Source organism: Flavobacterium aciduliphilum (assembly GCF_003268855.1).
GTDB classification, from domain to species: Bacteria; Bacteroidota; Bacteroidia; order Flavobacteriales; family Flavobacteriaceae; genus Flavobacterium; species Flavobacterium aciduliphilum.
In genome coordinates this window covers 420440-445463 of sequence record NZ_QLSZ01000001.1, presented here as the reverse complement: position 1 = coordinate 445463, position 25024 = coordinate 420440, and the positions used below count along the sequence as shown (strand labels likewise).

Genomic DNA, 25024 nt, shown 5'->3' with positions numbered 1-25024 from the left:
TAAAAACGGAGTTTCGTTATTTTAAAACGGCAATTAAAAAAATAATCGATACGTCAGCCATGTCAGAAAGCGAAGTGGCGCAACTCCCCGAAAAAGAGCCCCGTACGATCCCTGAAATAAAGAAAAGCTACGAACAATTGGTATATAAATCCTATTCGGCAATTTTGTCAAAGGGAGAGAAATTAGATAAAGAAGCGGTCATGTCATTGCTTCAAGGGACTCCCAATATATATGAAAACTATAAAGAAGGCTATGCTAGGGCGAATGCAGGAAAAGTACTCATGGAATTGGGACTCGGATTTATGTTGGGTGGTGCTCTAAATAACATGATGAATGTATATACCGCTTCAGGTAATACATCCAGTGTTGGTCGTGTACTTATGGTTTCAGGGCTACTTGTTACAATAGTAAGTATTCCTGTTAAAATTGAAGGGACTTCTAAGGTAAAAGAGGCCATTCAAGAATATAATAATTTGCCCAAACAAGTTTCTTTTTTTAATAAAACCGAATTAAAAGTAACCACGGGATCCTATGGGATAGGATTTCAGTTGCGTTTTTAGCAGAAAGGAATCTTATTCCATGCGATGTTTTGTATTCCGAGAAATGTTTTCAATCGTCCATTCGATTGCGGTTTCAAATTTGTGTTTTCGCATGGGACATTCTTTTTTATCACATATTTTACATGAAAAATCAAGACAGCCGTCAGTGTGAACCATAAGTTCTACACTATTCCCAAAGTTGTTTTTAACTATTTTTTCTAATTCATCCACTTCTCGATGGCCTTCGTGAATGTTGAAATACCACGGAATGGTTAAATGGCAGTCTAAATGTAGCGTGCCGCCGTATTTTATAAACCTTAAATGATGCAAATCAATCCAATTCTCACGACGGTGGGTTTGACAAAAATGCACCATCTTTTCTAGAAGTTCCTCATCGGCTTCGTCCATGATACCCGCAATAGATGCCCGTAAAATCTTATAGCCCGAAAAAATAATAATAAAGGCAAAAATAAATGCGATCAAACTGTCTATCCATTGAATATGGGTTACATACATAAGGAGTAACCCCACAATAACGCCTAGGGTAGCATAAGTGTCGGATTGCATGTGTTTTCCAGTAGCCACAAGGGCTAAGGAATTGCTTTTTTTTCCGATTTTTACAGAAAGATAGCCGACTAAGTAATTGATTATTCCAGTGAGTCCTACCAAATAAATACCATAATCTAACTTTTGTAAAGTGTGTGGATGTTTCAAATTGTTCAATGCCTCATAGAGAATCACAAAACTGGAAACAATCATTAACGTTCCTTCAATAGAGGCCGATAAAAATTCAATTTTTCCATGTCCATAGGGATGATTTTTATCTTTGGGGAGCGAGGACAAATACAAGCTGTACAATCCAATAAGTCCGCTAATTACATTTATAGTATATTCTAAAGCATCGGTTAATATCGCTACTGAATTGGTGTAATACCATGCAATCAATTTGATGACGAATAAGACTAGAATTACGAAAGTAATCTTTTTTTGAAACGCAAAATTAGTTTGAGTATCGTGCATGGGGACAAATATTTGTCAAAATTAACGATTTGCCTTTTGTTTTCCTAAAAAAGAGAAAAGGCTTTTTTTGATACTATGTTTTTTATAGCTTTGTGATTATTCCTAGTTATGGCTTTTCGAAAAAAATTCAACTTTAAGACTCCCACAAACAAAAACACAGGTTTTGGTGATAATGCCTCCAATTATGGAGGACGGTTTATCAATAAATCGGGCGATGCTAATATTACTAAGTCGGGTATCGGATTTTTAGACCGAATAAGTTGGTATCATACGTTGCTGACTGTCCCAAGGTGGAAATTTTTTATGGTTATTTTTACTTTTTATTTTGTAGTGAATCTTTTTTTTGCTTCGCTATATATGGCTGTGGGGATTGAGCATTTAAAAGGGATTGTTCCTCAAAATGATTTAGATAAATTTGGACAAGCCTTTTTCTTTAGTGTTCAAACCTTCACTACAGTAGGGTATGGGCATATTAGTCCGAGCGGTTTTCTGTCTAGTTTGGTAGCCTCAATTGAAGCCTTATTTGGGTTGTTAAGTTTTGCAATAGCCACAGGACTTTTTTATGGAAGATTTAGTCGCGCGAAAGCACATATAGCCTTTTCTAATCATGCCTTGATTGCTCCTTTTCAAAATCAGACCGCATTGATGTTTCGAATAGCTCCCTATAAAAACACCAATTTGTTTGATGCAGAAGCGACTATAATTATGGGAATACCTATAGAAGAAAATGGGATAATGGTCAATAAATTTTATTCATTAGCATTAGAGATGGATAAAATAAGTACGCTCACGTTGAGTTGGACATTAGTACATCCCATCACTGAAGACAGCCCATTGTATCAAATGAAGGAACATGATTTTCAGTCCATCAAAGGAGAAATTATAGTCTACATCAAAGCCTTTGATGACATGTATAGTACAACGGTAGTAAAAAGAACGTCCTATACTTTTGGGGAAGTATGCTATGGCGCACGATTCATTCCTATGTTTTCTAAAAATGAAGAGAATACCCAAACGATTCTGCACTTAGATAAATTACATCTGTATGAAAAAGTAAGTTTATAAAAAAGCCCGAGTAAAATCGGGCGTAAAAAAGAGTTATTGTTTAAGTGTAAAAATTATAAAACTAGATTTTTCCTAAAAGCAAGAACAAAATGTATAATTTTATTCTTTGACTAATTTTCTATATAATTTTTTGTTCTCTGTATATACTTCAATTAAGTATACTCCTTTTGAAAGGTTTTCTATGTTGATTTTATCATTTTGAGTTTGAATTAATATTTCTTTGCCTAAGGAATCAAATAGTCTTATTTTATCAATTATTGAGTTACATTTAATTTGCACAATATTATTAGATGGATTAGGGAAAAGTTGTAAACCACTGTTGTCCTGTAAAGAAAAAGTATCATTTGATAAAGTAGCAAGGTAGTTGTAAACAATTGCATCACATCCAAAAGAAGCAAGACCTGCCCATGGACTAACATCGGTTGCTGAACAGCGTGACCGAACAAAAAAAACATTGCATTCAGATAATTGAGATAAACCTGTTACAATAAATGGATTACTTGTTGTTACATATAAAGCATCAGAAGGTAATGGTGTACCTACAATAAAGTCAGGAATTATTGCTATTTCCCAAGTATCAGCTATTCCGTTTTCAGTCCAAGATAATTGTGCGGAAGTAGCATCTAGAATTGAAAGCGTAAAATTTGAAGGAGCAGGACATTGTGCGTTACATATAATACAGGTAAGCAATGTAATTAAAGGTAAAATCTTTTTCATAATCTTCAATGTTTAAAACCCTTTGTCAAAGGTACAACTTTGACAAAGGATAGTGTTATTGAATTAGTTTTTAATTAGTTTGTGTTGGGAGTTACTTGATTCATTGCTAATGCGAGCAATATAATAACCGTTTGCTAGATTTGAAAGGTCTATTTGATTTTGATTTTGAGGTGTTAATAATTGTTTAAATACTTCTTCTCCCAATATGTTAAAAACAGCTATAGTAGTTAATTCTTTTACATCGCTAAGGTCTATGTTGTATATACCGTTACTTGGATTAGGGTAAATGATAGTAGAACTATAATTTGGATTCATATCAATCTCAGGTTCACTATGGTATTCTACAAGACTGCTTTTAGCTTGTACACCAGCTGAACCAAAAATTCTTGTTATGTTAGTTGCCGATAATCCATTAAAAGTGAGGAATTTTCCACCTACAATTATTTTTCCATCAGGTTGTTGTTTTAATGCTTTAACATAATTTGAGCAATACGTGCATCCTGAAACCGGGTTGTCAGTAGTACCTGTTCCTATACTAAAAGTAGTGTCTAATGCTCCCGTTGTAGTTAATCTGATTATTTTTTTGACAGCTGTAGTGCCAAATAATGTAAACTCTCCTCCAATAATTAGTCTGTTTGTCGTGGGTTCAAGAATAAGTTCATTTATAGCTCTTTCTACACCAGTTGCAGTATTAAAAGTACCGTCAATACCTCCTGTAGAGGTTAAGCGAACTAAACTTTTTACGTTATTACTATTATACTTATTGAAAGCACCTGCAATGATAATCATTCCATCAGGTTGAACTACTGCTTTGGCTATAGGAGAATATAATGAAACACCCAAATCTACATTATACACCAATGAACCTGCTGTATCGCCAGCATTAAATGTTGGATCAATATTACCATCACTATTTAAACGTATAATATTTTTTTGAGTAGCTCCAGCTGTTGGTGGACTAAAAAATCCTAACAATATAATCTGTCCATTAGGCTGAATTGTAATCCCTGTAACAACACTTCTATAATAGGTATTTAATACGGTTGGATTAAATGTATAGTCAATTGAACCGTTAGTTTTTATTCTAACTATGCCTAATCTTTGAACACCATTATAATAATAAAAATCGCCACCTAATAAAATATCACCATTGGTTTGGATAGCACAGGCATAAGCCATTTCATTTGTATAACTAATATTTCTAGATATGCCAGTACCACCAGTATTAAAGTTCGGATCAACTGCGCCATCGGGTAATAATCTTGTAATACCTAGACTAGTACCTCCAAACCCTGCCGAACTAGTAGCTGCAATAATTTTGTTGTCTGACTGAATTGCTAAATCCATAGCACCTTGATTTCCTGCAAATGTAAAAGTCTGGTCTAAAGTTAAATCTGTATTTAATCTAGCCACATAAGGTTTTGAAATATTATTATAAGTTGTAAAATAGCCAGAAATAATTGATCTTCCTGTGTTTTGAAGTTCAATATGATTAACTGCATTGTTCGCTCTAATACCAGCAACAAGTGTTGGTGTAGTGTTATTATTAGTCACTAAAATAATTACCGAAGCCGTATCTTTAGCGGTACAGTTGCCGACCAAGCTCAAACTATAGGTTAGTGTATAAGTACCAGCAGGAGTTCCGGCAGGAATTGAGATAAGTCCCGAACTATTGATTGTAGCTCCTGTTATAGATAATGGAGCTACTAAAGCAAATGTAACATTAGGAAGCGATGCTGAACTTGAAGCAGTACCATTGTATAAATCATTAGCATACACACTTGTAGTAACACCCCCTGACGCACCATTTATTGGTATACTTGAAGAAAAATCATCATTAATAGCATCTATAGTTGTAGATGTTGTTTTAAGAACACTAACATTGTCAATATAATAGTAGGCATTACCTGAATATGCTCCATAAGAAACAGGACATACTAAAGCTTGTCCAGTTTCTGATTGCACTTGTACATTATTTAATCCACCAATGTATAGATATTTTAAATTAGTATTACTACTTGTTGTAAAATTTAAAGTTATAGTTTGCCAGCCATCTGCTGATGCTGTAGTAGCATTAGAAAATGTTGTATTGGTTATAAATACTTTATCTGCCGTAATGCTACTTGATGGTATAAAACCATTTGTTGCTGTTAATTGCAAATCAGCATCTGTAATAAAAGCTTGAAACTTAATAGATTGTTGACTTCTGGACTCTGCCAATGATACGTCAAATTTTAATTGATAGGCTGTATTAGGCAATAATGCCGTATTAAGTTCTGTTTTAATATTTTCACACCAAAGGGTTGAGAAAATCCCTCCCACATAAGCATGATTACCAGCTACCCTATCTGGTTGATTACCCATAAAATTACAAGGAATACTATATTGCGGGTTACCAATTGCCGTATTAAAATAATCGGCAGTACCCCTATAGTCGGCATTTTGCCAACCACAACTGCTCATAATATAAGGAATAGCATTAGGAGTAAGGTTATACTGTTCAAAATCTCCATTTTTTACTAGTTCACAAGGATTACTCACAGCACAATTATTAAGGACATTTACAGCTATATAGGTTATATTACCACGTTTACCTGAAAGGTTATCATAGGGCACATAACGTAAAATATGTATGCCTGGCACATATGACTTGAAAACTACATTAGTACTTGAGTCGCCAAGTGTAGCCGTAAAAGTTGCGTTTGAATCATATAAATCTTCTAAAAACTCAAATCTAAGGTTAGCAGTTCCAGAACCAATATAGTCATTAGCTAGAAAACCCGTTAAAGTAATATTGGTCCCTGAGTTCACTTGATAAACATAAGTACCGGCAGGATTAAAAGCATCATTAACTCCTCCCACAGGAATACCTTCACTATCGTTAACCCCATAATTTCTATAAGTAAAGTTGCTACTACTACCAAAAGTACCTTTTACACTATACCCAATGTCGTTGAGCACTAGTCGCTCTTCTGCTGATGGACTTCGCTTGGCTATCGCGCCATTTTCTTTGTTGGACATAATAAAATAATTGTCGTTACCGGCAGTTCCAAAGCAACTGTCTTCAAAATGTGAAAAACTAAAATATTTTTCAAAACATTTTGGAGTATAAAGCGGTAACGTTGTACCACCTATATATTGCAAAGAGGTTGAGCAATTAGCATAATCTGTATTTAAGGTTATGGCAACAGGAGGGCTAGATAAACACCCTGGTGTTAGTGGTGAACTTATTTGTATTTGATAGCCATACATTTGACCCCCTGTGGCAACAACATTAGCAATAGCAGGAACAAGCGTGGTTGGATAGGCTTTTAAAAATTTATCGAACCTGCTATAATAGGGAGAAACCATGCTTCCGCTAGTGCCAGGTAAAAAACTAATAAAACTACCTCCATTTTCGTTTAATAAACTAGTTACTCCAAGAAGGTGCATAATTTCATGTACCGATTGTGTATAAAAATCATAATTACCTACAGGAAATCCTGTGCCCGCATTGTATTTACTGTAAGCATAATTCCAAATACTTGGGGTAGTAAAATTAAAAGTCAAATAACCGTGGTAAATGCCTTGCGGGTTTTCGGTATTCATTACAGGAAACACTACGTTGGTATAGGAGTCTTTACCTGTATGAATGGTACGCCATACCTCACCATCGCTAATCCCTCCTTTATTACCCGAAGCTGTCCCCGATGGAAAAGGCAACGCATGAAAGGATACACCTCTAGCTTTTTCAGAACTAGTCAATCCAGCATTTGCTTGATTCCTGATCCAAATTTTTACTTTGGTGGTGTTGCCAGTGTTTTTGAGTGGTGTGTTGATAAAGTCAGACACGTCTTGAAAGGCTTGGCACAATATGGCTCTTCGCTGATTGTGCAAGGCATTAGTGGTAATTTCCATACCACAACCAGTTTCAAAATAAAGTTCAAAAATACCAGAGGTACAAAGTAATACACTAGTAGAGGGTGCTGAGTTTACTGTGTAGGTTTTTCCAGCTAAAATATTCTTAATATCAATACTTGTGCCATCACTATTATAGACCTTATCGAAAACACCTTGTGGTGACGACCAGTTTTCTTGTGTTGATTTTCCATCGATTTGGGCGTTACTAGTAGTAACAAATACTAATAAAAAAATGAATTTAAAATAATTGATAGGTTTATTCATGAGGTTTAGTTTTTAATTACACATTTAGTTTGTAATCCTGCTTCTGTTTGTATTTTTAAAAGATAGATGCCTTGAGGATAATTTGATAAATCTATTGCTTTAGTATTTTTTAGAAGTTGTAGTTTTTTTCCTTGATAATTATACAACTCCAGTTGTTCTATATTATCATTACTATCTATATTTATGATACCAATTGTAGGGTTTGGATAAATTGAGATAGGTTTATTTAGAAAAGTTTCAGTAGCTAATCTCACTGGGATTGGAAAAATACTACAATCTGTACCAGGTTCAAAGATTAAACTTTCTCCTTGCTTGGTATAGCAAACTAAATCATTACCACCCCCATTACAAGCTTGACCCAAAACACCAACTCCTTCAACTAAACCGCCATGTGGGCCGTTATTGCCCATCAGTTTTTTTAAATTTAACCCTGCTATACTTAATTGTTCTATAGTTACTACAGGGCAGGCGCCAAAGTTGAAATCGGGAAGTGACGGAAAAGTATCGCCAACTTGGCTATTTTGTATAGGTGAGTTGTCTTGATACATTTCTTCTATGGTATAATCGGTGTAACCTCTGTGGTAAAAACGTCCTTGAGCATCTTCACGAACTAAATTATAGGTGGTAGGATAATATTCGTCTGTTTGTAAGAGTTGGTCCGTCGATTGATCATAATACTTAATTACGGTAAACATTTTTTCCCTATAATAAGTGTATCCATCATAATCTTCTGTGCCATCAAAAAAAATAGTTCGATAAAATTTACCATAATAATTTAGGTTTGGATCAGGTGGATCTAATCTAAAATATCTCCATTCTGAGGTTCCATCTAGGTAATGGGAGTAGTAGGTTTGGGCGGTGCTACTCGTTGTAACTAGTAGTAACGCAATTTTAAAATAAAGTAGTATTTTTTTCATGGGTGTTGCTTTTAATCTGTAAAATCAAATGTAACTGAAAAATTTAATTATACAATAACACTCTAAGCTGTTTGTGCTTGGGTAGTTTCGACCATCAATAGACAAATAAATTTGAAATGATAGATTAGTTGTTTCATTGTTTTAAGTTTTATATTAGTAATTAGGTGTTTTTAGGTCAAAAACTCTTCTCTTGGAGTTTTAAACTCCTTTTATTTGGATTTTTAGTTCAACTTTTAGGTTTTAAGAGTGAAAATTGGGGTTTTCAACCCTAAATTTGGGTCTAGCAACCCCAATTTTTATCTGTAGAACCCAAAAATTTAATTTTTAAACTTCAAAATATAAGTGAAAGACCACTTCTATGGTGTTTTTTGATCTCCCGATGAGGTTCTGCTAAAGAATTGTTTCAACTCGTTCATTTTGGTTTCATAGCCCACCGTGCCTGTACCTGCCATAAAGTTGGTATAGGCATAGTCTGCCAAAGCAGCTTGATAGTTGTCATAGTCATGTAAAATCTTAGCATTTTTTAGCCTTGTTGTTAGGCTCTCAAGTCTGGCTATCATGCTTTCGAGCTGAGCTCTACTCGCAAAATCATTACTAAACTCTACCCAATCTACATGAGGTGTTTGCAAAGTAGGTTGACTCGTGTGGTAGTCCATCACTTTGTTTACTAATAGTTTGTTTTGTTCGTTAATACTTCCGTAACGCTGACGGTCTTCTGCCGAAAGGTTTACATTTACTACTGCTAAAGCATTTTCTAAAGTAGTTAGCGCATCTTTTGCTGTGGTTGTTTGCGCTGTGGTTAAATGGCTGTTGTTTAAATTGGTAATTGACATAGTTAAAAAATTGGTTAAACAATAAATTAAAATCATACTAAATGATTAATTATGAGCAAATTAACTATGAAATAAAATATAAAGTGTGCTACATTTTTAGCTAGTGTGCCACATTTTGATTTTATTTTTTAAAGAATTTACTTTTTTCTTCTCAATACCCTAAAAATGGTATAATAAATATTTTAGTTTTTCAAAGCTACCTTGTAAAAATTTAAAAAAAGGTATACAAAAGTTTATTTTTAGGTAACTTATGTTTACCTATTTAGTACTTTTTTATAAGTAAATCATTGACAATAAATGGTCAAAGGCTAAAAATAAAAGAATAAAAATATAGCGCACTTTAATAAAAATGGACACTCATTAATTGTTTTATATTTTTTTTAGCCAAAAAGTAGATAAGAGTTTTTTTTTATTACTTGAGAAAAGCGTTTTTTAAAATAATAAAGACCGTAAAAAAAAAAGCAAAAAAACCGTAAAATAGACTAATTCAGGGTTTATATTTTTACCGATAAACAGCTATTATAGCTATAGCATATATAGATACAAAAATATAAATTTGACCATTTAGGTTTTAATCTTTAAATTTTATATCATGACTTTAGGAGAAAAATTGACAGCCCTTAGAAAAAAGAAAAATTATTCTCATGAGCAATTGGCATTAGAATTAGAGTTGTCAAAAACCTCAATTATTAAATGGGAACAAGATAAAGTAAAACCAAGTTTTGAAAACTTATTAAAACTATGTATTTTATTTGAGAAGGATGTTAATTCATTGTTACAAAATGTCACTAACGCAAGTTTCATTAAAGAAAAAAATAGTTTTTCAATCAAATCTACTAAAATAGAGGTGCCTGCCATCGCTACTGAATTATTGAAATCAGTAATTGATAATCAAATACAAATTCAGAATCTTATAAAATCACAAAATGAACTCATAGAAAGGTTGATAAAACCTGAATAAAAAAGGCTGACTGAAAATAGACAGCCTTTATTTTATATCTTTTTCAACAAAATCTTCTCTTGTGTAAACTGATACGCTCCATCCAAAAACTGTATCATTTTATCCCAGTTGCTGTTGGGTTCAAAATAGTTTTTGTAGTATTTTGTAGTTTTAATAATCAGTTTATTGCCCAATAGGGTCGCCGTACTCACAAATCCTCCGGTTTCATTTTCAATCTTTTTATTCAATTTTTCCAATCCAGAAACTGCATATCCTTCGGGAATGGTAAACGAAATTTCATTTTCAAATGACCTAGGGTAAATCATGTAAATGTTGTTTTTGCGCTCTTTTTCTTTTTTGTCAATTTCGATTTGAGAAGTGATGAGTTTTCCTAATTCAAGTAAATAATTTGCTCCCGCTTTTTTAATTAAGTTGTTTTTTATTGAAAAATCTTCTTCATAAGTAAGCGGTGAATTTTTGCCAAAACGTCCCGAATTTTTGATGATGAGTTTGTGGTCTTCAATGGGAAATCCATAATCATCAGACGTTGCTTTTTTAAACGTTTCTTTTTGTTCGTCTTTCATTTTATTGATTAGGGCATCAAAGGCTTTTTGATATTGTTCTTGTTTTTTTCGGTTGTGCACCAAATCTAACAATTTAGTGGTGCCATATTTTTCATAATCTTCATTCACATAATCAAAGAAATACAGTTTGTCCGATTGTTCGCTCTCTTTTAAATGCCCGAAAATATTGGCTTCTTTTTTTACATTCCACCCCGAAAAATCATCGGTAAGGCTTACTTCCGATTTTACTTTTGACACATTATCTGTATAGGTGCTCGACGGTAACACGACTGTATCGGCATCGGAGATTTTTTTTCCTTTAGTTACTTTCAAGACAATGGCTTTAGAATTTTCTAAGTTGTAATTAAATTGATCGGCACTTGAAAAAGGAGAGAAATATTCTAAGTAAATAGGATTGGCTGTATTCACGCGTAACAGGACATTTAAGTTGCGTTGAATCAGTAAATCATCAATAGAACCATTAAAGCGTGGGGTTGCCACAATAATGTCATAGTCAATAGTTGCTTTTTTAAGAAACGCCATAAAATAGGTGATGAACGCATCTTCGGTTTGAAAGAATATTGGATTTCTATATAAGTCAAAAGGGTAGAATATGTTCGATTTATTAGCTACAAAGGCTTCTAGGTATTTGGTAAAAAACGCATGACGTGCAAAATAGTATACCTCTCTTACTTTTTCTTCATCGGAGGCAAAATTTTTCGAACTCAAAAAATCATTAATTTCAGATAAGTCCCCACTAGCACGGTATTTGTCTTCATAATAATTGTAAACATCCTCTTTGGAAACCGTTTTTTTTATGATTTTTTCAGAGCTCGATAAAAAGGCATCAGCTCTTTTTTCAAAAGCTCCCGAGCGTGCAAAAAACACTTGGAATTTATAACAAGGTAATTCGGCAAGGGGATAAAACCATCTGGGAAATTCATTTTTTTCAATGTCTTTGGCAACGAGTTCATAATGTCGTTCGCCTCCTCTTTCAGAGGGGATTTCTTTCAATTCTGGAGCGCCATTATAGGTGTTAAAATTTACAAAAAAATCGTTTTCTGTTGTAAAAGCTAGTTTCATTTCCATCGTAGGATAAACATCACCTAGAGCCGATTCTTCTGGGTCAAAACCATATTCGAAAATAGATTTAAAAGGCTCTACACTGTAATAATAGTAATCGATAATGTCACCAACTTCCAAGTTTGAAATGGCTATTTTCTTTTCTTTATCGGCTTCTTTTGCTTCTTTATCGACGTCAATCTCGGTTTCTTTTCCATTGGCTTTTACGATTTTTATCCCAATAGTGTTGGTTCCCTTTCTCAACGTATACATTCCTTTGTTGGAATAAAATTTGTCTTTGAAAGAGAATTCAGAAAATTCGGTTACGGCTGCTTGGTCTAGCAGTTTGATTCTTTTTCGAATGGCTGAGGTAAATGTAACGTTTGTGCCAAATTTATGATAATCGTAATATTCATAATTATAAATGATTACAGCCGATTCATTTTTCCATTTATCTGGAATTGACGTGGTTTTTTTGCAAGGGTCGTTCGCACCCCAAAAGCGTTCTTTAATCTCGGCTTTATCTTGTGAAAAGGCACTAAGTTGAAACAATAGAACAAACAAAAGAAGAATTTTCTTAGACATAATTATTTGGTTAAGGTGATTTGTTGGTTGTAATTGGAAAGTAAATTTTTATAAAAAGCATTCCATTTGGGGAGATCAGAGGTTTTAATCACCCCGTTTTTAAAGATAAAAACTTTTTTATAGACAATTTCTTTATCCGTTTTTTGGTAGGTGAGCGAAATATCAAAATCAGGTTCTTTTATCATTAAATTTTCGGGCATTTTTGATACTTTATATCCAGCTGGGAGTTCTAGGGTAGTGGTGGCTTCATACCGTGTTTTGTAATCGAATTCATAGTCATTTTTACGATCTTTAAAATCCAACGACTTATATTCGTTGAGAAACTCTAAATCAACATAGATTTCATTGTCGAAAGAAGAGACTTTATTGTCTAATTCCATAGCGTAATCTAGGGTTAGTTTTTGGTCTCTATTTTTTAAATCGGAAGTTTTTACATCTGTAATATGACAATTTTTATCACTGTTTGCTAAGAAGTTATTTAGATTTTCTTCTCTTTTATCATTTTTTGAATTGTAAATTGCATATAAAAATTCAGATTTACTTTCGCCAAGGTAGCTGCGGTTACACGTTCCTTTGAGTTTTTCTTTTTCGATAGTAAAATGAGTCGTAAGAGTTTCTTTGTTACTATCACAAGTTCCAGCTGGGATTTTGTCAATCAAAAATTGATTTCCATCTTCAATCATGACCTCTTTGTTCTGAATGCGCTCGGCATATTCTCCGAGAGAATTGTACTTTTCTGTTCCGTCAAGAAAGAACTTTTTGCCTTTATAAAATAAGGTACAAATCATGTGATTGTCCACAGCCAAAGAAGGCGTATTGTAATCGTAAGCGATGTGTTTTGTCCCAATCCAAGTGAGACGTGCATCAAAACCCGCAAGTTTCAACATTTGTTTTATCAAATTGGCCATTCCTTTACAATCGCCATATCGGTTTTCAAAAACATGATTCGATTCATCGGGTTTAAAACCAGCAAGGCCATCTTCAAAAGCAATGTAGCGAATGTTGTCTTGTACCCAATAGTAGATGTTTTTGATTTTTTCTTCTTCGGTTTTTGCATTGGCAGTGAGTTCCGATACTTTGTTTTTTAGCACTGAGGTATCGTCTTTCATTAAATCTACTAAGGATTTATACCATTGATACAAATCGGCAGATGTATTGAATAAAGTGGTGACTTTCCCTTTGTAGGTAAAAGATTTTGCCAAAACCAAAAGATGGGGATAAATATAACTTCTTCCAGGAATGTCTTCTTCTTTCGAAAGCCCAGACACATCGTTCATTGTATACGTGTAAACCGTGTTGTTTTTGGAGTCTTTAGCTACCGTTTTTGTGACAAGATTTCCAAAATTAAATTCTTTCAATTCCACTTGAAGCCAATCGGGGACCGTTATTCGAATTTGTTTTTTTAGTGTGGGATATTCGTCGTTAAAGTATAGTGCCGTAAAATATTTTACATCGTCATAGCGTTTTTTTAACTCATAATTGTAGCTGTAACCTTGTACGGGAAAATTGACTAAAACATGTTTAACCCGCGCATCGTTGTAAAACAAATCATGATCTTTATAAAACTCATCATTAATGTATAAATTGGTGTTTTTATCGTTTTTATATTTGATGTTAAACGTTTCTATACTCGATTCGTCGTCGTAGAATTCATATTTCTGAATGTTGGCTCTGTAATTAATATTCATCAACTTTTCAAAAACACTGCGATAAACCACGACTTTACTGTTGTCATTATTGAGGTCGAAGGAAATTTCTTCCGAGCTTTCAAGAAGAGCAATGTCGTCTTTATCATGTGTTTCCCTGAGTTTTTTGGCTAAATCTATTTCGTCAGGAGTAGGGTCGGTGTTTTTTTGAGCAATTCCTAGAGTAGAAATAAAAAGACAGTAGAGCGAAAGGCGCTTTATTACATTCATAGCAACTAAAATTTATCGAAATATATGAAAATATTTTTAAATGGATTGAAAAAAGGAATTACTTCGAATCAAGAGCCAATATTGTGTTGTGTTTTGATACAAAAGAACGCATTTCGGGACTGTTGTAGTCAAGGGTTTCCTCGAACGTTTCTCGATTTTTTTTACTTTCCAATTGTTTGATGCCTTTGTAAAAACGTCTGATTTCGTCTGGACTTGAAAGTACAAGCGTGGGCACTGAAACGGGATGCCCATTAGGATCTTTAGCAACCATAGTGAAATAAGAAGAATTGCAATGTTTTACTGTTCCTGTTTGAATGTTTTCCGCCTCAACACGGATGCCTACAATCATGGAACTTCTTCCTACATAATTGACACTTGCTTTTAACGTAACGAGTTCGCCAACTTCAATCGGAGCCAAAAAATTTACCGTATCGACAGAGGCAGTAACGCAGTAATATCCAGAATATTTTGAAGCACAAGCAAAGGCAATTTGATCTAATAAGGACAAAAGATACCCACCGTGAATTTTACCACTAAAATTGGAATGCGAAGGCAACATAAGTTGAGAGATAAGGGTATGCGAAGAAGCTACCGTTTTAGATGTCGTCATTTTTTTCGGCTCTTTGGATGATGTTTTCAGGTAATGATTTTTTGGCTTTAGCGCCCATTTTTTTCAATCGTTCGATACTGGTAATTAGGTTTCCTTTTCCGTCTACTAATTTATTCATAGCACCTTGGTATTCTATTTTGGCCTCTTCCATCTTCTTTCCAATTTTTATTAAATCGGAGACAAATCCTTCAAACTTATCATATAATGCACCGGCTTGACGTGCAATTTCTAGGGCATTTTCTTGTTGTTTTTGATTGGTCCACATACTGTCAATGGTGCGTAAAGTAGCCAAAAGCGTCGAAGGAGTCACAATCACAATATTTTTTTCAAACGCTTTGTTGTACAAACTCGTATCCTCATTTAATGCCACAGCAAACGCCGATTCAATGGGGATGAACAACAAAACAAAATCGGGGCTTTCCATGTGGTACAAATCCTGATAATTTTTGTTTCCCAATTGCTCCACATGACGATTGATAGCGGTTACATGGTCTTTAAGATGTTGTGCTTTTGCGGTGTCATTTTCTTCATTGATGAAGCGTTCGTAGGCAGTTAAGGCTACTTTAGAATCGACAATCATTTTCTTGCCATCGGGCAGGTTGATGACCACATCTGGAAACACGCGATGGCCCTCTTCAGTAACAAAACTTTGTTGTACAAAATACTCGCGGTCTTTTTCCAATCCCGATTTTTCTAAAACACGCTCTAAAACCAATTCGCCCCAATTTCCTTGCATTTTACTATCGCCTTTCAAGGCTTTGGTTAAGTTGATGGTTTCTTTACTCATTTGTTCGTTCATTTCGCGCAAGCCTAAAATTTGCTGACGTAAAGCCGCATGATAATCAATACTTTCTTTATGAGTGTCTTCTACTTTCTTTTCAAAAAGCTGAATTTTATCTTGTAAAGGCGAAAGAATGTTTTTTAGATTTTCTTTATTTTGTTCGGTGAATTTGGTTGTTTTTTCTTCTAATATTTTATTCGCCAAATTCTCAAATTCTTTGGTAAATTTCTCTTGTAATTCCGTTACTTCCTGCTTTTGTTCTTTGTGGCGTTCCCATAAATTTTCAAAATCAGTTTCTTTTTTAGACAATTGAATGGCTAAGGATTCTTTTTCTGAACGGATGGCTTCTTTTTCTAAATTTGAAGCAGCCAATTGTTTTTCAAATTGATTTCGTTCGTTTTGAAACTGTTCCTTCAGTTGATTGATTTGTGAGACTAATCCATTAGACTTTTCTTCTAATGAGGCTTTTTCCGATTTAGAATGGGCTGAAAATAATTGTTTACCAAGGGAAATTCCAATAGCTAAGGCGATGACAAATACTAATAAAAAAGGTAAAACTGTGGTCATGGATAAATTTTTATAAGAATGTAAAAGTACTAAAAATTGTAATAGTTGTTTCTCAGATTAAATAGTATTTTTGTGCCAAATTCGAGTCATGTTTAAACACCAACATTTCCTAATCTATAAGCCATACGGCTATTTGAGTCAGTTTGTTTATGAACTCAAACGTCCTAAAAAGTTGTTGGGTGAATTGTATGATTTTCCCGAAAATACCATGGCAATAGGCAGATTGGACGAAGATTCGGAAGGCTTGCTTTTATTGACTACTGATGGCATGATGAGTGAGTTGGTTCGCAGTAAAAAAGTAGAAAAAGAATATTATGTTCAAGTAGATGGTTTGATTCACCAAGAAGCTATTGAACAACTGAAAGAAGGAGTTTTAATAGGCTTTAATGGGAAAAAATATTTGACCAAAAAATGTCAAGCTCGTATTTTAAATGAAATTCCGAGTTTTCCTGAACGTGCTAAGAAAATCAGAGACGAACGTCACGGACCCACTTCTTGGATTTCAATAACAATAAATGAAGGTAAATTTCGACAAGTTCGAAAAATGACTTCCGCTGTTGGATTTCCTACGTTGCGGTTGGTACGCGTTCGAGTAGGAAATATTTTTTTGAACGATTTAAAAGCAGGTGAAGTGAAAGAAATTATGAAATTTGAATTATGAGTTATGAATTTTTGTATTTCTTACAATAAAATTAATCAATCAACCCAATAACCATGTTAAACATCGTTTTAGTAGAGCCCGAAATCCCCAACAATACCGGAAATATAGGCCGTTTGTGTGTGGGAACCGAGAGTCGGTTGCATTTAATCCATCCGTTTGGATTTGAAATCAATGACAAAAATTTAAAGCGTTCGGGTTTGGATTATTGGGTACATCTTGAAGTAACCGAATATCAAAATGTAGCTGAATGGGTGGCGCAAATTAAAGATAAATCGAGAGTTTTTTTAATGAGTTCCCATGCTTCAAAATCTATGTATGAGGCCGAATTTCAAGATGAAGATTGGTTGGTTTTTGGAAAAGAAAGCGTGGGATTAAGTCCTGAAGTTTTGGCCCAATTCGAAAATCATTTGACGATTCCCATGTCCTCGCTTATTCGCAGTTTTAATGTTGCCAATTCGGTTGCTTTTGTAGTGGGTGAAGCGAAAAGGCAGTTATCAATTACTTAAAAATTTCTTGAAAAAAATCCAACATGGCTTGCCAAGATCTTTTGGCGGCTTTTTCGTTGTAGGCAACACCTTTACTGTTGTCATTTCCTGCATCTTTGTGAGTAAAAGCATGAACTGAATTGGCATAATAAATCATTTGCCAATCTGCTTTTGCTGTTCTCATTTCGTCTTGAAACGCTTTGATTTCACTGTCAGGAACGTACAAATCGTCGGCTCCATGAAGCACCAAAACTTTTGTTGAAATAGGTTCGATTGTTCTTGAAACATCCCTTCCTAATCCGCCATGGAAAGAAACCACCCCGCTTACTTTCATATTGATTCTTGCAGCTTCTAAAGCTCCTGTCCCTCCGAAACAATATCCAATCACAGCAATTTTATTAGGATTTGCACCTGATTTAATCAATTCATTTAAAGCTAATTGAATTCTGTTTTGGTAGTCTTTTATGTTTGATTTATAGAATCCTGCAATTTTTCCTGCTTCACTAGTGTTTTTGGGTCTTTTGTCAATTCCATAAATATCTGCTACAAATGTTTTATAACCTAGTTTTGTTAATTCCGTAGCGTTATCTTTTGCGTTATTATCAATTCCCATCCAAGCTGGAAGAAGTAAAACAGCATTTCCATTGGAATTTTTTGTTTCAGGATTGTATAGTAATCCTTCAAGTTTTTGATCTCCGTCGTTGTAGGAAACTTTTGTCTGAGCATGACAAACGAACATCTTAACTAGGCAAATAAGAATAATTATATTTTTCATTAGAATAAATTTTTACAAAGCTATAGGTTTAAACGTCTTTTTGTTTACAACAAATCATAATTATTTGATAATAAATTTTCCTTTATCATTTTCAAAAACAATATTTTCATCTTTGAAAAGCCTATTAAAAACACCTTTTGAAATCAAATTACAAGGTTCGTCTTGAATCACGTCATTTTCTGTCATCACAATCATTTCATCTGAAAGTTGAATGGCTAAATCAATGTCATGTGTTGAAAATAAAATACACTTATTGGTTTCTTGGGAGAGCTTTTTCAATAATTTAAATACCGAAACTTTGTGAAGTAAATCCAAATGCGTTGTCGGTTCGTCAAGAATTATGAGAGGGGTGTCTTGTGCTAAAGCTCTTGCAATTAGTACTTTTTGCAATTGTCCGTCACTAATTTCAAAATGTTTTTTATTGGCTAATGATTCAATTTGTGTGAGTTGTAGGGCTTGATGTACCTTTTCTAAATCTTCTTCTGATAGTTTTCCTAACCAATTGGTGTACGGTTGCCGTCCTAATGCAATTAATTCAAAAACTGTCAAATTACTTGGTGGTAATTTTTCGGTTAAAACCAAACTCAAATTTTGAGCTAAAGCCAAAGATTCAAAACGTTGAATGTCTTTGTCGTTTAACAAAACGCTCCCAGAAATTGGTTTTTGAATACCACAAAGTGTTCGCAAAAGAGTAGATTTTCCGATGCCGTTTGCGCCAACTAAACTAATCAATTTTCCAGCTTGCAAATTCAGATTTAGATTAGATGCAATCACAATTTGCTCCTTCTTGGTGGCATAACCAATGGATAAATTTGATGCAGAAAGAATATTATTGTTGTTCATATTGTTTTTTTACCATATAGGTCCTAATGTTTTATGGACTTCAATAGCGCAGCCGATAATTTCATAGGTTAAATCATCTAAATATTTTTGTGTAATCATTTTTTTTAAATATAAACTATGTGCCTCTGTGGTAAATAATATTATCTAAACTAAATTTTTCTTCCGAATTAACAACCAAATTACAATTGGTGCTCCAATTATAGACGTTATGGCATTAATTGGCAGTGTAAAATCCAATCCTGGCAATTGTGAAATCGTATCACAAAAAAGCATCAAAATACCGCCAATTAATAGTGTACTACAAAATAATATTTTATGATTACTGGTTTGAAATAACAACTTAGCTAAATGGGGAACAGCCAATCCCACAAAGGCAATAGGTCCCGCAAAAGCAGTAATGCTTCCTGCCAAAATACAAGTCGCTGTAATAATGATATATCTTGATTTTTTGAGGTTTATACCCAAACTTTTAGCATAATTTTCTCCAAGCAACAACGCATCCAATGATTTGATTGAAAAAATACTCAGCAGTAGTCCAAGAGCGACAGAAACCAATAAAATAAAAATATTTTGCCAAGAAAGATTGCCTAGATTACCCATGCTCCAAAATGTGAATTTCTGTAATTGTTCAGCCGAACTAAAATAAGTCAAAACCGAAACTATGGCTCCTGTAAAACTGCTAAACATCAATCCGACAATCAGTATCGTTGCCGTATCACGAAGGCGTTGCGAAACGATTAAAACCAGGAGCATTACCAAAAGACTCCCTAAACAAGAGGCTACAATAATTCCATAAGAAGAGAGGAGTGCCTTGGAAAGCACACTAGGAACCAAGCTTGCCCCCAAAATGACGAAGGCTACTCCCAAACTAGAGCCCGAACTCAATCCCAATACATAAGGACCTGCCAACGGGTTCCGAAACAAAGTTTGCATTAATAACCCCGCAATCGATAACCCGATTCCTACTAAAATGGCTGTGATGGCTTTGGGTAATCTAAAGTTAACGATGATGTATTCCCAAGTATCTTTACTGGCGTGAGTGCCTACTAAACTTTTCAATACGTCTTTTAATGGAATAGCTACTTGCCCAAACGAAATATTCAATAATAAGGTCACTATCAAGATTAATGACAATATTGAAAAGAGAAAAGTATTTCGTGCTTTGAGCATTTTTTATGTTTTAAACCATTAGAAAGTAGGCTTTGTTTTGCTGCAAAGTTGAGAAAAAATCCTGAATTCACAAGGATACCCTAATTTTACAATTTGTAGTAAACTATTTCAACGGCTGAAAAAAGAAAGGATTGTAGCCTACGAGTAATTCGGGATGCAATATTTTGACCAAATCTTTTAAGACAATATCAGGGCGATTAGGGGCTAATTCATAATATAAAATGCCTCCAGTTTTCCCTTTTTTAGAAGCAAAGGAATAAACCTTTTTAGTTTGAAACGCTTTGAATTTTTGATAATGCGGATTGGCATCGGTCATCGCTTTTAAAGAAGCAAATTGCCCAGAAGTAATCCAAAAATCGGCCTCTTTGGCTTTTTCAAAAACCGTTTCAAAAGACAAAGACAAACTTCCCGTTCCTTGGGTTTCTTGCCACAAATAATTGGCATGCGCTTCTTTTAATAGTAAACTTCCCCAACTGGTTCCTCGGGGTAAGTACCATTTTCCTTCAAAAATGTCACCAGCTAAAACGGATGGTTTAGAGTGGGCACTTTTAGCAATTGCTACAGTTCTTAAATAGTCATGTTCAATTTTAGAAAAGATTTCACTGGCTTTATTCTGTTTGTCGTACAAAGCACCAAAGAATTTAATCCATTCGGCTTTTCCTAAAGGGGTTTGTTCGTTCCAATCCCCATTAAGCATTATGTTTACACCATTTTTTTCTAAATTATTTAACGTTGGATTGTTGTTGTCCAAGCCATATCCAATGACAACATCGGGTTGTAAATCGATGAGAACTTCGGTGTTTAACGATTGATTGGTGCCTAATTCTTTCACTTTATGCGCGTCAATTAATGTGCGAACTTTTTCGGAGGAAACATAATCCAGATGCGGAAACCCAACTAATGTTTTTTCTACGCCTAACATTTCAAGTGAAGGAACGTGAGTGGTTGAAGTAACCACAATGGATTTTATAGGTACGTTAATAATGACATTGTTTTTTAACGAATCGGGAAGGATTGCGTTTTTCTTTTTTAAAATGTAGGTATACGATTTGGTCGTCTTTGGCCATGGGTTTTTAACGGTGACGATCGAATAGTTTGTGTAGTTTTCAATCGAAAAACCCGTGGCGTATTGTATGGTATTTTTGGCTGAAATTTTTGAATCTGCGGTGGTTTTGTTTTGGCAATTGGTTATCATAAAAGCCAAAACGAGTAGCAGTATTAAAGATGTTTTTCGAAACATAGCATGTTTTTTTGCAAAAGTAGGCAAAATTCCTCTTGTGTAACAAAAGAGACAGGCACCCTTGGTAGGAACTTGTAATTTTGAAAAAAAATAGCTTATGAGAGACGATTCGAACACTTTTATGTATGCCGTTAGCGGGATTATTTTACTTCATTTCTTAGTAGGATTTATTTGGCTGATTGTAAAATTTTCTAGGAAAAAAGGCGATAAATAATGAATAAATAAGTTATTTTTGTCCTCGTATTTCGGTTGTGACTTTGATTTTCAAAGAAGCATTAAAAGGGAAGGAAGTAATTGAAGATTGAGGAGTAAAATCAAAAATCAATATTCAAAAATCTTACGCTGTACCCGCAACTGTATGCTATAAAGCTTGTTGTTATCTACACACCATTGTTTCGCTAAAACGAAATGAGAAGGTAAACAACAAGACGCGAGCCAGGAGACCTGCCATGTACATTGAGTATCAAACTTTCGGGAAAAAAGGTTTGAGTATGGGTAATTCTATGCTTTTCTCCCAGTAGTATTAAGTTATTGTTTAATTAAAAAATGAACAAAAAGAGAATTTGTATCAGTGCGTTTTTTGCATTGATAACATCTTGTGGCTATGCCCAAGTAAAAGATTCCATCCAAGTTAATTCATTGGATGAAGTGGTTATTTCGGATACCAAATTTGCCCAAAGCAAAGAAAAATCAGGAAAAGTCATTACTAAAATCACAGCAGCAGAACTCCAAAAAAAATCAGGGCAATCCTTGGCGACGGTCTTGAGTTCGGTAGCAGGGGTAGAAATTAATGGGAACCAGTCGGCCAATGGTAAAAATTTAGGCTACTATATTCGAGGAGGGAAAAACCAACAAGTCTTGATTGTGATAGACGGAAATCCCGTGACCGACGCTTCAGGGATAAGTTTTGAATACGATTTACGATTGCTTCCTATTGATCAAATTGAAAGCATCGAAATTATGAAAGGAGCCGCGAGTACGCTTTATGGTTCGGGTGCCGCCACCGCAGTACTTAACATTACGTTGAAAAAATCCAGTAAAAAACCACTTCAAGCCACTGCATATCTCAATATTGGCTCAAACAATACGTCTACCAATCACAAATACAACGGGCAGGATTTTAATCAAGGATTTTCTGTAAATGGAACCGTAAAAAAAGTAAGCTATTTAGTTTCTCTAAATAGTACGGAAACCAACGGAATGTCACAAATAGCTGAACCAAATCCAGATGCTTATTATGACAAAGATCGTTTTTCAAGAATCAATTATAGGTCTAAAGTAGGATTTAAAGCCACACAGCATTTAGCGTTAGACTTTTTTGGAAATTATGATAAAGTGAATAGCGACTACGATTTTCCATTTGATAATACGGGATTGAACGACACAGACAAAAATCATTCTAAAACTGAGCAATTTCGATTAGGGTTTTCTCCAAAATATACCTACAACAATGGCGAATTTCATTTGAATACTAGTTTTAATAAAATTCAACGAGCGTACCAAGAATATAATTTATGGACATTGGCCACGGAAAAATCAGCGTATGAAGCTCGAAGTATTTCAGTTGATGCGTTCAATAAATATCGTTTTAATTCAGAATTTTCTTTGATAACTGGGAGTTCATATCAGTTTCATGACATGAATAGCGAGACGCCATACAGTAATATTGTTAGAAATTTGACTAAATTTAATATGATTGATCCGTATGTAACAGGAGTTTATACTTCTGAATCTGGACTGAATGTTAATGCAGGATTGCGCCTAAATGTTCATAGTCAGTATGGCAATCAATTGGTTTATAATATAAATCCGTCCTACCATTTTGGAAAAGAGGTTCCTGTAAAGATTTTGAGTTCAATTAGTACAGCATTTATTACGCCAAGCTTGTATCAACTATATTCGGAATATGGTACCGCTACGCTCACCCCCGAAAAGAATACTACTATTGAATCGGGTTTTGAAGTAGTCTTGTTGAATAGAAAATTGACGTGTAATGCAGTTGGGTTTTATCGAGAGCAGCATAATTCAATTGGATTTGATGCCACCTATCATTATGCCAATATTCAAGGGTTGAATAAAGCAAAAGGTATCGAAACCACGGTTCGTTATGATGTCAATTCAAAGCTAAATTTAAATGCCAATTACACCTTTACACAAGTTGATGAAGCTTTAAACCGATTGATTCCGAAGCATAAGATAAATGGGGCTATTGATTTTTCACCAACCCAGAGATTGTTTTTGAATGCGTCCTATCAATATGTAGATGGGCGTCAAGATGCTTTTTTCGATGGAAACACATACACAACAAGGGTTGCAAAATTGGGGTCGTATCAATTAGTCAATGCTTTAGTAAAATACGAATTAATTAAAACGAGAATGTCAATTTTCGGAACATTGACTAATATTTTAAATGCAGATTTTGTTGAAAATATTGGCTATTCCACACGAGGAAGAAATTTCAAACTCGGATTAAACATCACCTTGTAACAAGATAATTTTTTTCTTTTTTAAAAACGCTTTTTCAGGGGCCTCCTTAGAAAGCGTTTTTTTTTTATTTAAAAATAAAGTATCTTGTAACAAAATAAAGAGTGCCTCGTCTTCACTATATAACACAGAAACAAATGCAGCAAAACGAGTTCATAAAGATAGTTTCTCCGTTTAAAGACAAGCTCTTTAGATTGGCCAAACGACTCCTTGTGAGCACGGAAGAAGCAGAGGATGCGACGCAAGAGGTTTTGGTGAAATTGTGGACTAAAAACGAAACGTTAAGCGAACTGAAAAGTATTGAGGCGATGGCAATGACAATGACTAAAAACTATTGTCTAGACCAATTAAAGTCGAAACGCGCGGGTAATCTAACCTTGGTTCACAACAATTACACCGATAGTCAGGCGAGTTTGCTACAACAGTTGGAAGACGCAGACAGTTTGAGTTGGGTGGAAAAAATAATAAATGAGTTGCCCGAACAGCAAAAATTGATTATTCAAATGCGAGACATCGAGCAATACGAATATGAAGAGATTGCCAAAATTCTAGAGATGAATGAAACCGCTGTGCGAGTGGCACTTTCAAGAGCAAGAAAAACGATTAGAGAAAGAATAACCGAAACACATAATTATGGCATTGGATAACATAGAAAAAATATTAGACAAATACTTTGAAGGAGAAACGAGTATTGCTGAAGAAAACGAATTGAAAGATTATTTTTCTTCCTCAGATGTTGCGCAGCATTTGAAACCTTACCAACCTATTTTTGGGTATTTCTCTCAAGCAAAAGAGCAACAGTTTACGCAAGAGATTCCATTACAAACTAAAAAACCAAATAAGGTTATGTGGTTGTCTATAGCGGCTTCGGTTGTGATGCTGCTTGGTGTTAGTACTATGATGTATTTTGAAAATAATGAATCAAAGCAGTTTGTAGCTTGCACCCCAGAAGACTCTCCAGAATTGGCATTCGAGCAAACACAAAAAGCCTTAGCATTAGTTTCAGAACATTTAAATACTGGAATTCAAAGTGTGGGTTATATTAACGAGTATGAAAACTCAAAAAATAAAATATTTAAAAAATAAT

21 protein-coding genes and 1 riboswitch are annotated in these 25024 nt (G+C 34.4%); of the genes, 8 read left to right on the top strand and 13 right to left on the bottom strand.

The genetic code is table 11. The features are described 5' to 3' along the window. Window positions 1–59 precede the first annotated feature (59 nt). Window positions 60–560 carry a hypothetical protein gene (locus CLV55_RS02155; protein ID WP_112112084.1) on the top strand — a complete coding sequence of 167 codons (501 nt, stop codon included), beginning with the start codon at window positions 60–62 and terminating at the stop codon, window positions 558–560. A 12-nt stretch (window positions 561–572) separates the two neighbouring features. Here CLV55_RS02155 and CLV55_RS02150 read toward each other — a convergent pair whose 3' ends face one another. Then, entirely contained in the window at window positions 573–1559 is a 987-nt protein-coding gene (locus CLV55_RS02150) for a cation diffusion facilitator family transporter (protein ID WP_112112083.1), read from the bottom strand. Window positions 1560–1667: 108 nt separating this feature from the next. Between CLV55_RS02150 and CLV55_RS02145 the strand changes: the two genes are divergently transcribed. Beyond that, window positions 1668–2624, top strand: a complete 957-nt coding sequence (locus tag CLV55_RS02145) for an ion channel (protein WP_112112082.1) — start codon at window positions 1668–1670, stop codon at window positions 2622–2624. Between the two features lie 99 nt (window positions 2625–2723). On the opposite strand, the gene CLV55_RS02140 is transcribed toward CLV55_RS02145, so the two are convergent. From CLV55_RS02140 to CLV55_RS02125, 4 genes are all read right to left on the bottom strand, one after another. After that, entirely contained in the window at window positions 2724–3341 is a 618-nt protein-coding gene (locus tag CLV55_RS02140) for a T9SS type A sorting domain-containing protein (protein WP_112112081.1), read from the bottom strand. 63 nt (window positions 3342–3404) lie between these two features. Further along, window positions 3405–7505, bottom strand: a complete 4101-nt coding sequence (locus tag CLV55_RS02135) for a T9SS type A sorting domain-containing protein (protein WP_112112080.1) — start codon at window positions 7503–7505, stop codon at window positions 3405–3407. 5 nt (window positions 7506–7510) lie between these two features. Further along, the gene (locus tag CLV55_RS02130) at window positions 7511–8422 is read right to left on the bottom strand and encodes a T9SS type A sorting domain-containing protein (RefSeq protein ID WP_112112079.1); all 912 of its coding nucleotides are present in this window, start codon (window positions 8420–8422) and stop codon (window positions 7511–7513) included. A gap of 356 nt (window positions 8423–8778) precedes the next feature. Next, entirely contained in the window at window positions 8779–9255 is a 477-nt protein-coding gene (locus tag CLV55_RS02125) for a hypothetical protein (protein WP_112112218.1), read from the bottom strand. 592 nt (window positions 9256–9847) lie between these two features. Here CLV55_RS02125 and CLV55_RS02120 point away from each other — a divergent pair. Then, window positions 9848–10216 (top strand): helix-turn-helix transcriptional regulator, encoded by a 369-nt coding sequence (locus CLV55_RS02120; RefSeq protein ID WP_112112078.1) that lies wholly within the window; start codon window positions 9848–9850, stop codon window positions 10214–10216. A 32-nt stretch (window positions 10217–10248) separates the two neighbouring features. On the opposite strand, the gene CLV55_RS02115 is transcribed toward CLV55_RS02120, so the two are convergent. Genes CLV55_RS02115 through CLV55_RS02100 form a run of 4 tightly spaced genes read right to left on the bottom strand, consistent with a single transcriptional unit; the run spans window position 10249 to window position 16279 of the window. Continuing rightward, on the bottom strand, window positions 10249–12405 hold the full coding sequence (locus CLV55_RS02115) for a DUF3857 domain-containing protein (RefSeq protein ID WP_112112077.1): 2157 nt from the start codon (window positions 12403–12405) through the stop codon (window positions 10249–10251). A 2-nt stretch (window positions 12406–12407) separates the two neighbouring features. Continuing rightward, entirely contained in the window at window positions 12408–14321 is a 1914-nt protein-coding gene (locus tag CLV55_RS02110) for a transglutaminase domain-containing protein (protein ID WP_112112076.1), read from the bottom strand. Window positions 14322–14379: 58 nt separating this feature from the next. Then, entirely contained in the window at window positions 14380–14931 is a 552-nt protein-coding gene (locus CLV55_RS02105) for an acyl-CoA thioesterase (RefSeq protein ID WP_112112075.1), read from the bottom strand. Then, the gene (locus CLV55_RS02100) at window positions 14918–16279 is read right to left on the bottom strand and encodes a DNA recombination protein RmuC (RefSeq protein WP_112112074.1); all 1362 of its coding nucleotides are present in this window, start codon (window positions 16277–16279) and stop codon (window positions 14918–14920) included. The genes CLV55_RS02105 and CLV55_RS02100 overlap by 14 nt, the downstream gene beginning before the upstream one ends. 88 nt (window positions 16280–16367) lie before the next feature. Here CLV55_RS02100 and CLV55_RS02095 point away from each other — a divergent pair, with 88 nt between their 5' ends. After that, on the top strand, window positions 16368–16940 hold the full coding sequence (locus CLV55_RS02095; RefSeq protein WP_112112073.1) for a pseudouridine synthase: 573 nt from the start codon (window positions 16368–16370) through the stop codon (window positions 16938–16940). Window positions 16941–16993: 53 nt separating this feature from the next. Further along, window positions 16994–17446, top strand: a complete 453-nt coding sequence (locus CLV55_RS02090) for a tRNA (cytidine(34)-2'-O)-methyltransferase (RefSeq protein WP_112112072.1) — start codon at window positions 16994–16996, stop codon at window positions 17444–17446. Here the strand turns inward: CLV55_RS02090 and CLV55_RS02085 are convergent. From CLV55_RS02085 to CLV55_RS02065, 4 genes are all read right to left on the bottom strand, one after another. Continuing rightward, a complete protein-coding gene (locus CLV55_RS02085; RefSeq protein ID WP_112112071.1) occupies window positions 17439–18200 on the bottom strand; it encodes a dienelactone hydrolase family protein in 762 nt (253 codons plus the stop codon). The two genes, CLV55_RS02090 and CLV55_RS02085, sit on opposite strands and share 8 nt — an antisense overlap. Before the next feature lie 60 nt (window positions 18201–18260). Further along, a complete protein-coding gene (locus CLV55_RS02080; protein ID WP_112112070.1) occupies window positions 18261–19043 on the bottom strand; it encodes an ABC transporter ATP-binding protein in 783 nt (260 codons plus the stop codon). A 144-nt stretch (window positions 19044–19187) separates the two neighbouring features. Further along, complete coding sequence (locus tag CLV55_RS02070; RefSeq protein WP_112112069.1) at window positions 19188–20213, bottom strand: iron ABC transporter permease; 1026 nt, start codon at window positions 20211–20213, stop codon at window positions 19188–19190. A gap of 103 nt (window positions 20214–20316) precedes the next feature. Continuing rightward, the gene (locus CLV55_RS02065; protein WP_112112217.1) at window positions 20317–21453 is read right to left on the bottom strand and encodes an ABC transporter substrate-binding protein; all 1137 of its coding nucleotides are present in this window, start codon (window positions 21451–21453) and stop codon (window positions 20317–20319) included. A gap of 228 nt (window positions 21454–21681) precedes the next feature. Further along, window positions 21682–21919, top strand: a riboswitch (cobalamin riboswitch). Between the two features lie 80 nt (window positions 21920–21999). Here CLV55_RS02065 and CLV55_RS02060 point away from each other — a divergent pair. The 3 genes from CLV55_RS02060 (at window position 22000) to CLV55_RS02050 (ending at window position 25023) form a co-directional block, all read left to right on the top strand. Next, window positions 22000–23940 (top strand): TonB-dependent receptor plug domain-containing protein, encoded by a 1941-nt coding sequence (locus CLV55_RS02060; protein ID WP_112112068.1) that lies wholly within the window; start codon window positions 22000–22002, stop codon window positions 23938–23940. Between the two features lie 134 nt (window positions 23941–24074). Beyond that, entirely contained in the window at window positions 24075–24584 is a 510-nt protein-coding gene (locus CLV55_RS02055; protein WP_112112067.1) for an RNA polymerase sigma factor, read from the top strand. Further along, the gene (locus CLV55_RS02050; protein ID WP_112112066.1) at window positions 24571–25023 is read left to right on the top strand and encodes a hypothetical protein; all 453 of its coding nucleotides are present in this window, start codon (window positions 24571–24573) and stop codon (window positions 25021–25023) included. The genes CLV55_RS02055 and CLV55_RS02050 overlap by 14 nt, the downstream gene beginning before the upstream one ends. Window position 25024: the final 1 nt, after the last annotated feature.

Coding starts and splice junctions, on each gene's coding strand:
- CLV55_RS02110 (WP_112112076.1), bottom strand. CDS start 14,321: ATGAATGTAATAAAGCGCCTTTCGCTCTACTGTCTTTTTATTTCTACT.
- CLV55_RS02085 (WP_112112071.1), bottom strand. CDS start 18,200: ATGAAAAATATAATTATTCTTATTTGCCTAGTTAAGATGTTCGTTTGT.
- CLV55_RS02090 (WP_112112072.1), top strand. CDS start 16,994: ATGTTAAACATCGTTTTAGTAGAGCCCGAAATCCCCAACAATACCGGA.
- CLV55_RS02050 (WP_112112066.1), top strand. CDS start 24,571: ATGGCATTGGATAACATAGAAAAAATATTAGACAAATACTTTGAAGGA.
- CLV55_RS02130 (WP_112112079.1), bottom strand. CDS start 8,422: ATGAAAAAAATACTACTTTATTTTAAAATTGCGTTACTACTAGTTACA.
- CLV55_RS02060 (WP_112112068.1), top strand. CDS start 22,000: ATGAACAAAAAGAGAATTTGTATCAGTGCGTTTTTTGCATTGATAACA.
- CLV55_RS02080 (WP_112112070.1), bottom strand. CDS start 19,043: ATGAACAACAATAATATTCTTTCTGCATCAAATTTATCCATTGGTTAT.
- CLV55_RS02070 (WP_112112069.1), bottom strand. CDS start 20,213: ATGCTCAAAGCACGAAATACTTTTCTCTTTTCAATATTGTCATTAATC.
- CLV55_RS02145 (WP_112112082.1), top strand. CDS start 1,668: ATGGCTTTTCGAAAAAAATTCAACTTTAAGACTCCCACAAACAAAAAC.
- CLV55_RS02140 (WP_112112081.1), bottom strand. CDS start 3,341: ATGAAAAAGATTTTACCTTTAATTACATTGCTTACCTGTATTATATGT.
- CLV55_RS02125 (WP_112112218.1), bottom strand. CDS start 9,255: ATGTCAATTACCAATTTAAACAACAGCCATTTAACCACAGCGCAAACA.
- CLV55_RS02150 (WP_112112083.1), bottom strand. CDS start 1,559: ATGCACGATACTCAAACTAATTTTGCGTTTCAAAAAAAGATTACTTTC.
- CLV55_RS02065 (WP_112112217.1), bottom strand. CDS start 21,453: ATGTTTCGAAAAACATCTTTAATACTGCTACTCGTTTTGGCTTTTATG.
- CLV55_RS02135 (WP_112112080.1), bottom strand. CDS start 7,505: ATGAATAAACCTATCAATTATTTTAAATTCATTTTTTTATTAGTATTT.
- CLV55_RS02120 (WP_112112078.1), top strand. CDS start 9,848: ATGACTTTAGGAGAAAAATTGACAGCCCTTAGAAAAAAGAAAAATTAT.
- CLV55_RS02095 (WP_112112073.1), top strand. CDS start 16,368: ATGTTTAAACACCAACATTTCCTAATCTATAAGCCATACGGCTATTTG.
- CLV55_RS02100 (WP_112112074.1), bottom strand. CDS start 16,279: ATGACCACAGTTTTACCTTTTTTATTAGTATTTGTCATCGCCTTAGCT.
- CLV55_RS02115 (WP_112112077.1), bottom strand. CDS start 12,405: ATGTCTAAGAAAATTCTTCTTTTGTTTGTTCTATTGTTTCAACTTAGT.
- CLV55_RS02155 (WP_112112084.1), top strand. CDS start 60: ATGTCAGAAAGCGAAGTGGCGCAACTCCCCGAAAAAGAGCCCCGTACG.
- CLV55_RS02105 (WP_112112075.1), bottom strand. CDS start 14,931: ATGACGACATCTAAAACGGTAGCTTCTTCGCATACCCTTATCTCTCAA.
- CLV55_RS02055 (WP_112112067.1), top strand. CDS start 24,075: ATGCAGCAAAACGAGTTCATAAAGATAGTTTCTCCGTTTAAAGACAAG.